Genomic DNA, 17,503 nt, shown 5'->3' with positions numbered 1-17,503 from the left:
ACCTTCGGTTTTGATGCCGGAAACGGTCTTGAAATCAGCAAAAACGGTAAGAAGATTACGTATGCACTGAAAGATGACATCGAAGTCGGGAAAGAAGGCAACGATGGTAAGGACGGTAAAATCACTGTCAATGGTAAAGACGGCGAATCGGTTACTGTCAAGGGAAAAAATGGCGAAATTGGAATTCAAGGACCAAAAGGTGCTGATGGTAAGTCGAATAGCGTTACTTTGAGTGGTAAAGATGGCACTATTGGCGTTCAAGGACCAACAGGTGCTGATGGTAAGTCGAACAGCGTTACTTTGAATGGTAAAGATGGTTCCATCGGTATCAAAGGCAAAGATGGTGAGCATAAAGTAGACATTACCACTGGAAATGGAAAAGTGGGCCTTGACGGTACGGATGGAGAAACCCGTATTATCGTTAAAGATGGTAATAAGAACAATGAATTGGCAACCATGAATGATGGCTTGAAATTCCAAGGCGATGATGGCAATGCTATTGGCGTTAAATTGAATAAGCAAGTAAATATCGTTGGCGGCGCTAAAATTGTTAGAGATCATGAAACCATCACCAACTTGACCGACAATAATATTGGTGTAGAATCTATTGCTGATGAAGCAGACGGAACGAATGCGAAGATGAAGATCCGTTTGGCGAAGAATCTTTCTGACTTGGAAAGCATTACCTTTAACAGTAAAGATAAAACAAATCCAATGAAGATTGATGGCGACGCTAAGACTATCGAAAACATCAAGAAAATGACATTCGGTAAAGATGGTAGTACTGATAGTGTTATCGTAGATGGAGAAAAGAAGGTAATTACCGGACTTTCCAATACAAAATTGCCAACAGATTTGAAAGATTTGAAAGCGGATCAAGCAGCGAGCCAAGGTCAATTGAAGGAAGTCTTAGATAAAGCAACTGCTACCGATGATTTCTCTGTTAAGTATGATAAGAAAGATACTGGTGAAGTCGACAAAAACTCTATTACCTTAGGTGGCGATACAAATGGCACAGTTATCAAGAATGTAAAAGCTGGCGATGTGTCTGAAAACAGTAAAGAAGCTATCAATGGTAGTCAATTGTACAAGACAAACCAAGGTTTCGATATTTTGGTAGGTCAAGATACAGCTGATAACAGAGCCAACGTTGCGTTAGGCAAAGACAATAAGGAAACTGTTGAATTTGCAGCAGGCAATAGCCTTGAAGTTACATTGGACAAGAATGCTAAGAAAGTAACCTATTCCTTGAAAGATGACATCACAGTTGGCAAAGAAGGACAACCTGGACAAGCTGGCAAAGATGGCAAGGTTACTGTAAATGGTAAAGACGGTGAAAAGGTTACTATTGATGGTAAAGATGGTAAGATTGAAAGCAAGGCGAAAGATGGTACAACCGTTACAGTAAATGGTAAGGATGGTACTGTAGGTGCTACAGGTGCAGACGGTACAACTGTTACTATGAATGGTAAAGATGGTACAATTGGAGCTACAGGCGCAGACGGTACAACCGTTACAGTAAATGGTAAGGATGGTACTGTGGGTGCTAAAGGCACAGATGGTACAACTGTTACCATGAACGGTAAAGATGGTACAATCGGCGGTAAAGGCGCAGATGGTACAACTGTTACCATGAATGCTAAAGATGGCACAATCGGAGCCCAAGGACCAAAAGGTGCTAACGGTAAAGATGGCGCGTCTGTTACTATCAACGGTAAAGATGGAATTACAACGATTACCGGTGCTACCGATGATAAGGATCATAAAAATGTCATCGCTCTTGACGGTAAAGACGGCAAGATGGGCGTTACCGGCAAAGACGGTAACAGTGTTACATTAAATGGCCAAGATGGTTCCATCGACATGAAGGGTAAAGACGGTAAGAATGCTGTCAATATTACTACAAAAGATGGCACTGTTGGTGTTGATGGCCAAGATGGTACGACTAGAATTGTCGTTAAGGATGGCGATAAAACTAACGAATTAGCCACTATGAATGATGGTATGAAGTTCATGGGTGACTTTGGCACTGAAGATAAGTTGAAATTGAATGAACAACTTGCTGTCACTGGTGGTATCACTGATAAAGCTAAGTTGAGTCAAGATGACAACATTGGTGTTGAAGCAAATGGTGCTAAAGGGTTAATTCTTCGCTTAGCGAAAGAGCTTAAAGGCTTAGATGGCATTACCTTCGGTGCTGGCGATACAGCGATGAAGATTGATGGCACTCAAAAAACTATCAATAACATTACGAAGATGACTTTCAAAACACCAGATAATAAGGATAGCATCGTAGTTGATGGTACCGATAAAGTAATTACGGGACTTTCCAATACTACATTGCCAAAAGATATGACCACCATGAAGGCGGATCAAGCAGCGAGCCAAGGCCAATTAAAAGAAGTTTTGGATAATGCTGTGAAGTATGATAAAAAAACAGATGGTACTGTTGATACAAGTAGCATTACCTTAGAAGGCGGTAATGATGGTACAGTTATTAAGAATGTAAAAGCTGGTGATGTATCTAGTACCAGCAAAGAAGCTGTCAACGGTAGTCAACTCTACAAGACCAACCAAGGCTTTGACGTATATATCAAAGATAAGACGACAGATAATACCTTTAATGTAGGCTTAGGGGCAGATGAAAAAGATGCCTTCGGTTTTGATGCCGGAAACGGCCTTGCGATTACACGTACTGGTAAGAAGATTAGCTACGCCTTACAAGATGACGTTTCAATTGGTAAAGCTGGACAAGATGGTAAGGACGGCAAAGTGACTGTTAACGGTAAAGACGGTGAATCGGTTACTATCAACGGTAAGAACGGTGAAATCGGCGTTAAGGGACAAGCAGGTGATGATGGTAAGGCCAATACCGTTACTATTTCCGGTAAAGACGGCACTATTGAAACCAAAGGTAAGGATGGCAACAGTGTTACGTTGAATGGTCAAGACGGATCCATCGGTATCAAAGGTAAAGATGGTAAGAACAAGGTAGATATTACCACCGGAAATGGTAAAGTAGGTCTTGACGGTAATGATGGCGAAACTAGAATTATCGTTAAAGATGGTAACCAGAACAATGAATTGGCTACTATGAACGATGGCTTGAAATTTATGGGCGACAGCGGTACTGTAACCGGCGTGAAATTGAATAACCAAGTAAACATCGTTGGTGGCGTGGCTGCGGAAAAAGATGGTAATAAAGTCACGAATTTGACAGATAATAATATCGGCGTTGAATCCATGGTGGATAACGAAAACGGAAAGAACGCAAAACTCGTTGTACGCTTAGCGAAGAATCTTTCCGATTTGGAAAGCATTACCTTTAATAGTCAGGATAAAACGACACCCATGAAGATTGACGGCAATGCGAAGACTATCGAAAATATCAAGAAAATGACCTTCGGTAAAGATGGTAGTACCGATAGTGTTACCGTAGATGGCGAACAAAAGGTAATTACCGGACTTTCCAATACAAAATTGCCAACTGATTTGACTAAAATGAAAGCGGATCAGGCAGCGAGCCAAGGACAGTTGAAACAAGTGTTGGATAAAGCAAACGATACAGATAAATTTGCTGTTAAATATGATAAAAACACAGACGGCTCTGTAAATAAAAACTCCATTACCTTAGGTGGCGATACAAATGGTACCGTTATCAAGAATGTAAAAGCTGGCGATGTATCTAGTACTAGCAAAGAAGCTGTAAACGGTAGTCAACTCTACAAGACCAACCAAGGTTTTGATATTTTGGTAGGTCAAGATACCGCCGATAACAGAGCCAACGTTGCGTTAGGCAAAGCCAATAAGGAAACGGTTGAATTTGCCGCAGGTAATAGTCTTGATGTTACTTTGGATAAGGATAATAAGAAAGTTATCTATTCCTTGAAAGATGACATCGAAGTCGGCAAAGAAGGACAACCTGGACAGGCTGGTAAAGATGGCAAGGTGACTGTCAATGGTAAAGATGGTGAAAAAGTCACTATTGACGGTAAAGATGGTAAGATTGAAAGCAAGACGAAAGATGGCACAACTGTTACAGTAAATGGTAAGGATGGTACAGTGGGTGCCAAAGGTGCAGATGGTACAAGCGTTACTATGAATGGCAAAGATGGCACAATCGGTGGTAAAGGTGCAGACGGCACAACTGTTACCATGAACGCGAAAGACGGTACAATTGGTGCGAAAGGACCAAAAGGTGCTAATGGTAAAGATGGCGCGTCTGTTACTATCAACGGTAAAGATGGAGTTACAACGATTACCGGTGCTACCGATGATAAGGATCATAAAAATGTTATCGCTCTTGACGGTAAAGACGGCAAGATGGGCATTACCGGCAAAGACGGCAATAGCGTTACGTTGAACGGCCAAGACGGTTCTATCGATATGAAGGGTAAAGACGGTACAAATAAAGTACAAATTACCACAAAAGATGGCAAAGTCGGCGTTGACGGTAAAGATGGAGAAACACGTCTTGTTGTCAAAGAAGGTACGAAGACGCACGAATTGGCAACGATGAATGACGGTATGCAATTTGCCGGTGATATTGGTGCTGAAAATAAACTGAAGTTAAATCAAAAACTTACCGTTACCGGCGGAATTACAGATAATGCAAAACTGAGTCAAGATAATAACATCGGTGTTATTGCAGACGGCACGTCTACATTGACACTCCGTTTGGCTAAAGCAATCAAAGGTTTGGACAGCATTACCTTCGGCGCCGGCGATACAGCCATGAAGATTGATGGCACTCAAAAAACTATTGATAACATTACGAAGATGACTTTCAAAACAACAGATAATAAGGATAGCATCGTAGTAGATGGTACTGATAAAGTGATTACTGGACTTTCCAATACAAGCTTGCCAACTAATTTGAAAGATCTGAAAGCTGATCAAGCAGCAAGCCAAGGACAGTTGAAACAAGTGTTGGATAAAGCAAACGATACAGATAAATTTGCTGTTAAATATGATAAAAACACAGACGGTTCTGTAAATAAAAACTCCATTACCTTAGGTGGAGATACCAATGGTACCGTTATCAAGAATGTAAAAGCCGGTGATGTTTCTGAAAATAGTAAAGAAGCTGTCAATGGCAGTCAATTGTACAAGACTAACCAAGGCTTTGATGTATATATCAAAGAAAATACCGATACCAATAAATTTAACGTAGGTTTAGGGGCAGATGACAAAGATGCCTTCGGTTTTGATGCAGGAAACGGCCTTGCTATTACACGCGATGGTAAGAAGATTACCTACTCCTTACAAGATGACGTTTCAATTGGTAAAGCTGGAGACAATGGTAAGGATGGTAAAATCACTGTCAATGGTAAAGACGGCGAATCGGTTACTATCAAGGGTAAAAATGGCGAAATTGGAATTCAAGGACCAAAAGGTGCTGATGGTAAGTCGAATAGCGTTACTTTGAGTGGTAAAGATGGTACTATTGGCGTTCAAGGACCAACAGGTGCTGATGGTAAAGATGGCAATAGCGTTACTTTGAATGGTAAAGATGGTTCCATCGGTATCAAAGGTAAAGATGGTAAGAACAAGGTAGATATTACTACCGGAAATGGAAAAGTAGGTCTTGACGGCAATGATGGCGAAACTAGAATTATCGTGAAAGATGGTACCAAGAATAATGAATTGGCTACCATGAACGATGGCTTGAAATTTATGGGCGACAGCGGTACTGTGACCGGCGTGAAATTGAATAACCAAGTAAACATCGTTGGCGGCGTGGCTGCGGCAAAAGATGGTAATAAAGTCACGAATTTGACAGATAATAATATCGGCGTTGAATCCATGGTAGATAACGAAAACGGAAAGAACGCAAAACTCGTTGTACGCTTAGCGAAGAATCTTTCCGATTTGGAAAGCATTACCTTTAATAGTCAGGATAAAACGACACCCATGAAGATTGACGGCAATGCGAAGACTATCGAAAATATCAAGAAAATGACCTTCGGTAAAGATGGTAGTACCGATAGTGTTACCGTAGATGGAGAAAATAAGGTAATTACCGGACTTTCCAATACAAAATTGCCAACTGACTTGAAAGACTTGAAAGCCGATCAGGCAGCAAGCCAAGGACAATTGAAACAAGTGTTGGATAAAGCAAATGATACAGATAAATTTGCTGTTAAATATGATAAAAACACAGACGGCTCTGTAAATAAAAACTCCATTACCTTAGGTGGCGATACGAATGGTACCGTTATCAAGAATGTAAAAGCTGGAGATCTCTCCAAAGATAGTAAGGAAGCTGTCAACGGTAGTCAATTGTACAAGACAAATCAAGGTTTTGATATTTTGGTAGGTCAAGATACAGCCGATAACAGAGCCAACGTTGCCTTAGGTAAAGATAAGAAAGAAACTGTCGAATTTGCTGCAGGCAATAGCCTTGATGTTACTTTGGATAAGGATAATAAGAAAGTTATCTACTCCTTGAAAGATGACATTGAAGTCGGCAAAGAAGGACAACCTGGACAAGCTGGCAAAGATGGCAAGGTTACTGTAAATGGTAAAGCCGGTGAAAAGGTTACTATTGATGGTAAAGATGGTAAGATTGAAAGCAAGGCGAAAGATGGCACAACCGTTACAGTAAATGGTAAGGATGGTACAGTGGGCGCTAAAGGCACAGATGGTACAACTGTTACTATGAACGGTAAAGAGGGCACAATTGGTGCGAAAGGACCAAAAGGTGCTAATGGCAAAGATGGCGCGTCTGTTACGATCAACGGTAAAGATGGTATTACAACGATTACTGGTGCTACCGATGATCAGGATAAGAAAAATGTTATCGCTCTTGACGGTAAAGACGGCAAGATGGGCGTTACCGGCAAAGACGGCAATAGCGTTACGTTGAACGGCCAAGACGGTTCTATCGATATGAAGGGTAAAGACGGTACAAATAAAGTACAAATTACCACAAAAGATGGCAAAGTCGGCGTTGACGGTAAAGATGGAGACACACGTCTTGTTGTCAAAGAAGGCACGAAGACGCACGAATTAGCCACTATGAATGATGGCATGCAATTTGCCGGTGATATCGGTGCTGAAAATAAACTGAAGTTAAATCAAAAACTTACCGTTACCGGCGGAATTACAGATAATGTAAAACTGAGTCAAGATAATAACATTGGTGTCATCGCTGATGGTCAAAAGACATTAACACTTCGCTTAGCGAAAGAGCTTAAAGGTTTGGACAGTATTACCTTCGGCGCCGGCGATACAGCCATGAAGATTGATGGCACTCAAAAAACTATTGATAACATTACGAAGATGACTTTCAAAACACCAGATAACAAGGATAGCATCGTAGTAGATGGTACCAATAAAGTAATTACGGGACTTTCCAATACAAGCTTGCCAACTAATTTGAAAGATCTGAAAGCTGATCAAGCAGCGAGCCAGGGACAGTTGAAACAAGTGTTGGATAAAGCAAACGATACAGATAAATTTGCGGTTAAATATGATAAAAACACAGACGGCTCTGTAAATAAAAACTCCATTACCTTAGGTGGAGATACGAATGGTACCGTTATCAAGAATGTAAAAGCTGGTGATGTTTCTGAAAATAGTAAAGACGCTGTAAACGGTAGTCAACTCCACAAGACCAACCAAGGTTTTGATATTTTAGTTGGTGAAGATACAGAAGCTAATCGAGCTAATGTAGCACTTGGACAAGATAAGAAAGAAACGGTTAAATTTGATGCCGGTAAGAACTTGTCAGCTTCACTTGATAAGGCATCCAAGAAAGTATCCTATCGGTTAAATGATGAAATTGAATTGGGTGAAGCAAAGACTGCCGATAAGCCCGGTGTAAACGGTAAGATCACTATCCATGGAACGACCGGTGAAAAGATGACTATGGATGGAAAAAATGGTGAAGTTATCATTGAAACAACCGATGAAAATGGTAAGAAGAATGAAGTATTCCTCAAGAGCCATGATGGCACTATGGGAGTTATTGGCAAAGAAAACAATGGAGTCACTTTACATGGTGAAGGATTTGTTCGCATTAAAGGCGCAGGCAGTGATAAGGCTATCGATTTGACAACAGAAAAAGGACAAGTTGGGGTTGATGGTCAAGGTAGTTCCACACGTCTTTTGATGAAAGAAGGCAATATTCCTCATGCATTGGCTACGATGGACGATGGCTTGAAATTCATGGGTGATAGTGGCACTACTGTAGGTGTAAAATTAAACAACCAAATCAATATTGTTGGCGGTGTGAAAGCTGAAAAAGAAGACGATGTAGTTAAGAACTTAACTGACAACAACATTGGCGTTGAATCCATCGTAGACGATCAAAACGGTAAGAATGCGAAGATGAAGATTCGTTTAGCTAAGAAACTTTCTGACATGGAAAGTATTACCTTTAATAGTCAGGATAAGACCAATCCGATGACGATTGACGGTGTTGGACGTACGATTAAAGATTTGACGACTATGACATTCTTGAAGGATGGAAAAAATAATTTCATTACGGGACTTTCCAATGTAACATGGCCGGCTAAGGAACAAAGAGGTACTGATTTCGATGTATCTAAGGCAGCTACACAAGGACAAATTCAAGATGTAGAAAATGCAGTGGATGAAAAATTCAAGAAGAGCAATGCCGGTTTTGATGTGTATATCAAAGAAAAAACCAATGAAAATACCTTTAACATTGCCCTTGGAAAAGATGAAAAAGAAGCCTTTGGATTCTTAGCAGGTAACGGACTTGAAATTACACGAAACGGCAAAGAAATTACCTATGCTATGAAAGATGACATCACCTTAGGTCATACAAATAGTGCCGGTCAAGATGATGGTAAGGACGGTAAGTTCACTGTTACCGGTAAAGCCGGTAATTCTGTAACTGTCGATGGCAAAGATGGTATCGTTGAAACTAAAGGTAAAGATGGCACCACGGTTACTATGAATGGTAAAGATGGTAAGCTGACATTAGCGAGTGCTACTGATGATAAGGGTAAGAAAAATCAGATAGCCTTGAATGGTAAAGATGGTAGTGTTCGCGGCGATGGTAAGAGCGGCAATGCGTTTGAAATGAATGCAGATGCCGGTACGGTCGGTGCAAAAGGTGCTGATGGCAGTGCGGTTGTATTAAACGGTAAAGACGGCACTATCGATATGAACGGTAAAGACGGTAAAAATAAAGTCACCATAGGCACGCAAGAAGGTAAAGTTGGCATAGATGGTACTGATGGAACAACTCGCGTTGTTGTAAAAGAAGGCGATAAAGTCAATGAATTAGCTACCATGAATGACGGCTTGAAATTCAAGGGTGACAGTGGTGATGTAGTCAACCGTAAATTGAATGAAACCCTTTCCATTGAAGGTGGTGCAGATACAACAAAATTATCTGATAAGAATATCGGCGTAGTAACCGATGCAGCAAATGGCAAGATGCTAGTTAAATTGGCAAAAGACTTGAAAGACTTGACAAGTGTAGAAACGAAGGACGATCAAGGCAATACGACCAATATGACCGGTGCCGGTGTTACTACAAAAGATGATAAGGGTAATATTACTGCGACAACAGCTACCGGCATGACTAATACGGATGCTGCCGGACATGTGACAAATACTACGGCGTCTGGTGTAGTTGCGAAAGACAAAGATAAGAATGAAACAAGCCTAACTGCAACAGGTACAGTTGTAAAAGATAAGGATGAACATGAAACATCTACTACCGCAACCGGTGTTGTAACAAAGGATAAGGATGGCAATCAGACTACAGTGAGTGCTACCGGCGTGACAACAGAAGATAAAGATAAGAATACAAATGTATCGACAGCCAAAGATATAACAGTAGCCGATAAAGATGGTAATAAGACGGTTATTAACAAGGATGGCATGACGATTACTCACGCAGGACAAGACGTGATTTCCTTAACGAAAGATGGCCTTAACAATGGTGGTAAGACGATTACCGGCGTAGCCACCGGTGTCAACGATACAGATGCAGTAAATGTTAGACAGTTGAAAGATGAAATAGAGAAGAATCGTACGAGGTTAGAAGGTAGTGATAATATAGCTGTATCCGGTTCCGGTAAGGCAGACGATCCGTTCAAAGTATCCTTGAAAGATGACATCACCTTGGGTAAAAAGAATAGTGCCGGTCAAGATGATGGTAAGGACGGGAAGTTCACTGTTACCGGTAAAGCCGGTAATTCTGTAACTGTCGATGGCAAAGATGGTATCGTTGAAACTAAAGGTAAAGATGGTACCACGGTTACTATGAATGGCAAAGATGGTCAGTTGACATTAGCGAGTGCTACTGATGATAAGGGTAAGAAAAATCAGATAGCCTTGAATGGTAAAGATGGTAGTGTTCGTGGCGATGGTAAGAGCGGCAATGCGTTTGAAATGAATGCAGACGCCGGTACTGTCGGTGCAAAAGGTGCTGATGGCAGTGCGGTTGTATTAAATGGTAAAGACGGCACTATCGATATGAACGGTAAAGACGGTAAAAATAAAGTCACCATAGGCACGCAAGAAGGTAAAGTCGGCATAGATGGTACTGATGGAACAACACGTGTTGTTGTCAAAGAAGGCGATAAAGTCAATGAATTAGCTACCATGAATGACGGCTTGAAATTCAAGGGTGATAGTGGCGATGTAGTCAACCGTAAATTGAATGAAACCCTTTCCATTGAAGGTGGTGCAGATACAACAAAATTATCTGATAAGAATATCGGCGTAGTAACCGATGCAGCAAATGGCAAGATGTCAGTTAAATTGGCAAAAGACTTGAAAGACTTGACAAGTGTAGAAACGAAGGACGATCAAGGTAATACGACCAATATGACCGGTGCTGGCACAACTACAACCGATAATAAGGGGAATACAACTACTACAAACGCTACCGGCGTAACAACTACCGATGGAAAAGGGAATACCACTACTACCACCGTGGATGGGGTAACAACCACTGACGGAAAAGGTAACACGACTGTTATTAATAAGGGCGGTATTACTATTCAGGCAAAAGATAAAAATACTGTTTCTTTAACTGACAAAGGATTGGATAATGGCGGTAATAAGCTAACATCTATTGCAGATGGTGATATTAGTAAAGATTCAAAAGAAGCTGTAAACGGCGGTCAACTTTACAAGACAAACCAAGGTTTTGATGTATTGGTAGGCGAAGATACACCGAAAAACAGAGCTAATGTTGCCTTAGGTAAGGATAAGAAAGAAACCGTAGAATTTGCCGCCGGCAATGGTTTGATTGCTACTATTGACAAAGATACCAAGAAGATTACCTATGCGATGAAAGATAATATCGAAATCGGTAAAAAAGGTGAAAAAGATGGTAAATTAGTTGTTAATGGCAAAGATGGAGAATCCATTACCATGAATGGTAAGGATGGTATCGTTGAAACTAAAGGTAAAGACGGTACAACGGTTACTATGAATGGTAAAGACGGCACTGTTGGTGCTAAAGGCACTGATGGTACAACGGTTACTATGAATGGTAAAGATGGTACCATCGGCGGTAAAGGTGCAGATGGTACAACGGTTACCATGAACGCGAAAGATGGCACAATCGGAGCTCAAGGGCCAAAAGGTGCTGATGGCAAAGACGGTGCATCTGTTATCATCAACGGTAAAGACGGTACTACGACTATTAACGGTGCTACTGATAAAGATGGTAAGAAAAACACTATTTCCCTTGACGGTAAAAACGGCAAGATGGGTGTTACCGGTAAAGACGGTAATAGTGTTACGTTGAACGGTCAAGACGGTTCTATCGGCATGAAAGGTAAAGACGGTAAAAATACAGTTCAAATTACTACGAGAGATGGCAAAGTCGGTGTTGACGGCAAAGATGGAGAAACACGTATTGTTGTCAAAGATGGCGATAAAGTCAATGAATTGGCAACGATGAATGACGGTATGAAGTTTGCCGGTGACAGCGGTGATGTAGTCAATCGTAAATTGAACGAAACCCTTTCCATTGAAGGCGGAGTGAAAGATGCTACCAAGCTTTCTGATGGTAATATCGGAGTTGTCACAGACAAGGCAAACGGTAAGATGACGGTGAAACTGGCTAAAGAGTTGAAGAACCTCGAACGGGTAGAAACGAAGACACTTAAAGCGGATACCATCGAAACTAAATCCATGAAGATGGGTGATGTGACCTTGAATGAAACGGGTCTTACTATCAAGAATGGACCGGCTGTGACCAAAGCAGGTATCGATGCCGGCGGTAAAGCTATTCATCATGTCGCACCGGGCGTTATTGCCGCAAATAGCCAAGACGCTGTTAATGGGGCACAACTCTTTGGTACAGAAATGCGGGTTACACTCTTAGGAGCTCATATAAATCGTGTAGGGGCTGGCGCGAGTGCCTTAGCAGGACTTCATCCGCTTGATTTTGACCCCGATGATAAATGGGATTTTTCTGCGGCTTATGGTAGTTATAGTGGCAATGGTGCGTTTGCACTAGGAGCATATTATAGACCAAGTGAAAGCTCTATGGTTAGCGTTGGCGGTACATTAGGCAATGATAATAATATGTTTAACATTGGTGTAAGCCTTAAAATGGGACGAGGTAATAATAACATTACCAATTCGCGCATTGCTATGGCTAAAGAAATCTTGGATTTACGCAAAGAAAATAAAGCGTTGAAAACACGATTAGACGGTATGGAAGAAAAGATGAATCAAGTGCTTACGAAAGTAGGTGCACCGAAAGAATCGTTGTATACACCTGCTATGTATCCAGATGTACCGGAAAATCATTGGGTATATCATTACATTAAAACGTTGCAGGCGAAGGAGCTTCTCGGAGCATTCCAAGATATGGCGAATAAAAAACAATTTACACGTCATGAAATAGCTCAATTACTTTATACGGCCTTGAAGAAGGGGGCAGCTGTCGATGATACGATGGATAGAGCGTTGAGCGAGTTTGAAAATGAAATAAGAGAGGTGAGAGATGTACGCATTCGCGTAGACCGCTTAAGAAGTGATGTACAAGGCGATATGATTAATCGGGTTCGCGTTAATGACGTACCAGATACGAAACAATCTCAGGTTAATTCCTAATCATACTGATGAAACAGCGAGGCAAGTTACAGCCTCGCTGTTTTTTTGTGTGTTCGGTGCAGATATTTGCAGGTATATAGCGTTGATGTACATCCTTTATGGTAGGAATGAAAAGGCAGAAAAAATAATCGAGGAAGTAAAACATGGTAGAATAGTTGATTGAGATTTACCATATGATATTACCCTTATTAGGGTGATTTTTATAAACAATTCGATAGTTGCTTTTGCCGGTTGTTATTTTCGGCGATGGAGAAATAATAAGTGTAGAGGTAGGTATTAGCGGCATTTTGTGAAAATAAAATATAAATTGATATGATTTAGTTGTATATAATTATTTAACTATGTTTAATTACAGAAAGAGGACATAGAACACAATATTTTATTTGAATAGAAGTATATTGACTTTATACCCTCCTTATGGTAATATTAAAAACATCTCGCAATAAATATAATTAATTCAATGGAGGAAACGAGAATGAAAATGAGAAAGAAGGCGATTTTAGTAAGTGCATTATTGGCGTCATTGGTAAGCAGCGGTGTTATGGCAGATCAGGCATCTGATATACAAGAGGCTAAGGATAATGCAGCGAAAGCACTTGGGCAAGTAACTGCCCTAGATGGAAAAGTGCAACATATGGAAAACGATTTAACTAAATATAAAGATAAGACGGATAAGTTAGAAAAAGATCTTCAAGATTATGATACCGTTAAAACAAATGCAGCGAATGCAGTTCAAAATAAAACGGATATTATTGATTTAAAGCAGAAGGTGTCAACGGCTGAACAGAAAGTAGCGGATGCCGAGAAAAATTTGAATACACAGGCAGAAGCTTTTCGTCAAGTGGGGCAAGGAGTAGATAAGAATGCTAAGGAAGCAAAGCAGAAAGCAGAGGAAGCACTTAATAAAGCAAATGATGTAGATGGAAAAGTAACTGCCCTAGATGGAAAAGTGAAAAATATAGAAAAAGATTTAACTACATATAAAGATAAGACGGATAAGTTAGAAAAAGATCTTCAAGATTATGATACCGTTAAAACAAATGCAGAGAATGCAGTTCAAAATAAAGCGGATATTATTGATTTAAAGCAGAAGGTTAACAAGGTCGGTGATTTAGAGACAAAAGTAACACAGATTGATAATACCGTGAAAAGGCACAATGAAGAGATTACCCAAATAAAAGACGGGAATAAAGATTTTCAAGAAGGCATTGCAGAACAGTTACGGCAGGCAAAAAAGGAAACGGATACACGAGTAGATGGAATAGATGAAAAAGTGAAGACTGTTTCCGACAAGGCAGATGCGTTGGATCATAAGATTGATAACACAAAAACGGATTTGGCAGCGACGATTAGGACTGTAGATGAAAAGGTGACGAAATTGGGTAATCCGGAAGCGCGGATCAAGGAAGTGGAAAAAACTTTTGGCGATAAATTGGCAAGCATGGAAGGGCATACGAATAAAGGGTTGGCAAAGGTGACTGCTTTGTCCGGTCTTCATCCCTTGGGATATGATGCAGCGAGCAAGTGGAATATTTCTGTGGCTACGGGGCATTATAAAAGTGAAAATGCCATCGCTATGGGAGCTTTCTTCCAACCGAATCGGCATGTGCTCTTGAGTTTTGCAGGAACGGTATCCGGTGGTGATGATGCGTATACAGTTGGGGCATCTATCCGTGTGGGTCGTTCCGGGCATAAGGAAATGTCGGGTGCAGCGGAAGGAATGATTTCTGCGACTGAGTTCTATGACATTGTTGGTAAATTGCAAGATGAAATAGCTCGTCAGAGACAAGAAATAGAAGCATTGAAAAATAGATAATTTCTATCTTTATCTATAATAAAAAAGCACGCTTTTAAAAAGCGTGCTTTTTATTTAGTTTTATGTTTCTGCGTCTTTAATGGGTTCCATGACGTTTGTTTTTGTCGTTTTGTAGGGGCTTTTGGCAAATCGCTTTTAGTTAGCACATTTTGTACTCGTACTCAGGGGGTAAGGATAAATCGTTCAATGGCTTCTGCAACGGCACCTTCGTTATTAGTAGCGTGGGTTATTACATCGCAATATGTACGTATAGCCGGGTTTAAATTGTGGACACCAACGGCAAGCCCGGCGGCTTGCAGCATTTCAATATCATTGATGTTATCGCCTATGGCCATGGTATGTTCTGGTGCAATATGTAATAATTCGGCTAGTTTTACCAGTCCATTACCCTTGTTTACACCGGCGGGCATGAATTCTAAATAGCGATTGCTAGAATAGGTGGTAGTTACATTGTGTAGTAATGAAGCCATTTCGTTTACAATGGAGCGGAGTACAGCCGTATCCGTATGGGTAATGATTAGTTTGGCAATTTCCTCTTTTCCACGCAGAAATTGTAAGTCTACTTCATCGGTTAAGGTATAGGTCATCCGATTATGTAAAAATGCTTTTTCAGCGGGGGTAATGTTTCGGATATATACATTATTTTTCGTGTAAATATGTTGACATAATGAATATTTAGTACAGAAACGGTATATTTCATTAGCAAGATCGAAGGCTAAGGGAAGCCAATAAGAAGAGGAAAAATCTTTGTTTTCTGTAATACAACTGCCATTAAAGGAAATGACATATTGATTTTTCTGCCCGTATAAGTGAAGCGTTTTTAGTATAGGATCAATGGAGTGAAAACCACGTCCTGTGCAAGGCACAAAATAGATGCCCTTGTGGAGTGCTTTTTTGATAGCGGTGATATTACGTTGACAAATGGATGCATCGCTACTTAATAGTGTTTCATCCATATCACAAGCAATTAGTTTATAAGGTTTCATAGTATATTCCTTTCTTGTATTTTCTTGTGTTTTCACGTACTATAAGTACGTAGTAGGAAATTTAGGAGGATACGTAATGAATACGATACATGAATTTTTGAAGTTGCAGAATGGTAGTGATATTCGTGGGATTGCATTAGAAGGTGTAGAGGGAGAAGACGTTAATTTAACGTCTGATGTAGTACAACGGATAAGTGCAGCCTTTGCTGAATGGATTGGCATGCGTTTACATAAAGCGGTAACAGATATTCATCTGGCTATTGGGCATGATTCGCGGCTTTCCGCACAGGACTTGATGCAAGCAGCCGTAGTTGGGTTGCAAAAACAGGGGGTTTCTGTGTTTACATGCGGTATGGCATCAACGCCGGCTATGTTTATGAGTACGGTTTTTCCGGATATTGCGATGGATGGTGCGATTATGATTACGGCGAGTCATTTACCGTATAATCGCAATGGATTAAAGTTTTTTACCAGAGAAGGGGGATTAGAAAAGGAAGATATTAAAAACATATTGCGTAGGGCCGCATCTCTTTCATTTGCATCAGAACGTTCGGACAAGGTACAATCATTGCCTTTGATGGAACGATATGCTCAATTTTTGCGAGATAACATTACGTCAGCTTTGGGTGGAAAGCGTCAGCCTTTGCAAGGCATGCACATGGTGGTGGATGCCGGTAATGGGGCAGGCGGTTTTTTTGCGACCGCCGTGTTAGCACCGTTAGGGGCTAATATAGAAGGAAGTCAATATTTAGAACCGGATGGATATTTTCCGCATCATGTTCCCAATCCGGAGGATGAAACGGCTATGCAGGCTATTCAACAAGCGGTCATACGTTCCGGTTGTGATATAGGCTTTATTTTCGATACGGATGTTGATCGCATGAGTGCTGTGCTTGCGGATGGTAAGTTAATCAATAGAAATGGGTTGATTGCCATGATGGCTGCTATTTTATCCGCTGAATATCCAGGCAGTACCATTGTAACCGATTCCGTAACATCAGATGAATTGACTGTTTTTTTGGAAAAAGAGCTAGGTTTAGTTCATCATCGGTATATGCGCGGCTATAAAAATGTAATTAATGAGTGCAAGCGTCTAAATAAAGAAGGTATTATATCCCCTTTAGCTATTGAAACGTCGGGACATGGAGCGTTAAAGGAAAACTATTATTTAGATGATGGTGCGTATTTGGCTGTTAAATTGGTTATTGCGGCCGCACGGGTAAAACAAGAAGGAAGAACGTTATATCATTATATTAGTCGCTTACAACAGCCGGTAGAAAGCAGGGAATATAGATTGCCTATTACAGAAACGGATGATCCCGTAGGGTATGGTAATTTGGTATTAGCTGTTCTTGCTCAACGGGCAAGGGAACAACATATTTCTATCGCTACGCCTTCTTATGAAGGCGTGCGATTGATTTTTCCTGAGGGCTGGGCTTTATTGCGGATGTCGTTACATGATGCAGAAATGCCTTTGAATTTGGAAAGTAAAAAAGTGGGCGGTTGCCAAGCGATGGCTCAACAAATATATTCTTTATTATATGGCTTTGCCTATTTGAAGCGGCAGATATTATGTCACGCATAGGCGTATATGTGGTTGCGTACGTAAATTGGCACGTCATTTCGTAACTACGAA

Annotated in this window: 4 protein-coding genes; 3 read left to right on the top strand and 1 reads right to left on the bottom strand. The window is 40.7% G+C overall.

The annotated features are described in order from the left end of the window. Together HMPREF1040_RS02275 and HMPREF1040_RS02270 are read left to right on the top strand one after the other, a co-directional pair. On the top strand, window positions 1–13,065 hold a 13,065-nt coding region (locus HMPREF1040_RS02275), incomplete at its 5' end, for a YadA-like family protein (protein ID WP_007392283.1). Between the two features lie 475 nt (window positions 13,066–13,540). After that, window positions 13,541–14,881, top strand: coding sequence for a YadA-like family protein (locus HMPREF1040_RS02270; RefSeq protein WP_007392294.1), 1,341 nt, complete (start codon window positions 13,541–13,543; stop codon window positions 14,879–14,881). A 161-nt stretch (window positions 14,882–15,042) separates the two neighbouring features. On the opposite strand, the gene HMPREF1040_RS02265 is transcribed toward HMPREF1040_RS02270, so the two are convergent. Further along, window positions 15,043–15,867, bottom strand: coding sequence for a Cof-type HAD-IIB family hydrolase (locus HMPREF1040_RS02265; RefSeq protein ID WP_007392301.1), 825 nt, complete (start codon window positions 15,865–15,867; stop codon window positions 15,043–15,045). 76 nt (window positions 15,868–15,943) lie between these two features. Between HMPREF1040_RS02265 and HMPREF1040_RS02260 the strand changes: the two genes are divergently transcribed. Then, on the top strand, window positions 15,944–17,452 hold the full coding sequence (locus HMPREF1040_RS02260) for a phosphoglucomutase (RefSeq protein WP_007392287.1): 1,509 nt from the start codon (window positions 15,944–15,946) through the stop codon (window positions 17,450–17,452). Window positions 17,453–17,503 lie beyond the last annotated feature (51 nt).

The organism is Megasphaera sp. UPII 135-E, from assembly GCF_000221545.1.
Taxonomy (GTDB): domain Bacteria; phylum Bacillota; class Negativicutes; order Veillonellales; family Megasphaeraceae; genus Megasphaera; species Megasphaera hutchinsoni.
This window is presented reverse-complemented; position numbering and strand designations above follow the sequence as displayed.

What these genes read in the sequence shown, in the direction of transcription:
- HMPREF1040_RS02265 (WP_007392301.1), bottom strand. Translation starts at nt 15,867, where the DNA reads ATGAAACCTTATAAACTAATTGCTTGTGATATGGATGAAACACTATTA.
- HMPREF1040_RS02260 (WP_007392287.1), top strand. Translation starts at nt 15,944, where the DNA reads ATGAATACGATACATGAATTTTTGAAGTTGCAGAATGGTAGTGATATT.
- HMPREF1040_RS02270 (WP_007392294.1), top strand. Translation starts at nt 13,541, where the DNA reads ATGAAAATGAGAAAGAAGGCGATTTTAGTAAGTGCATTATTGGCGTCA.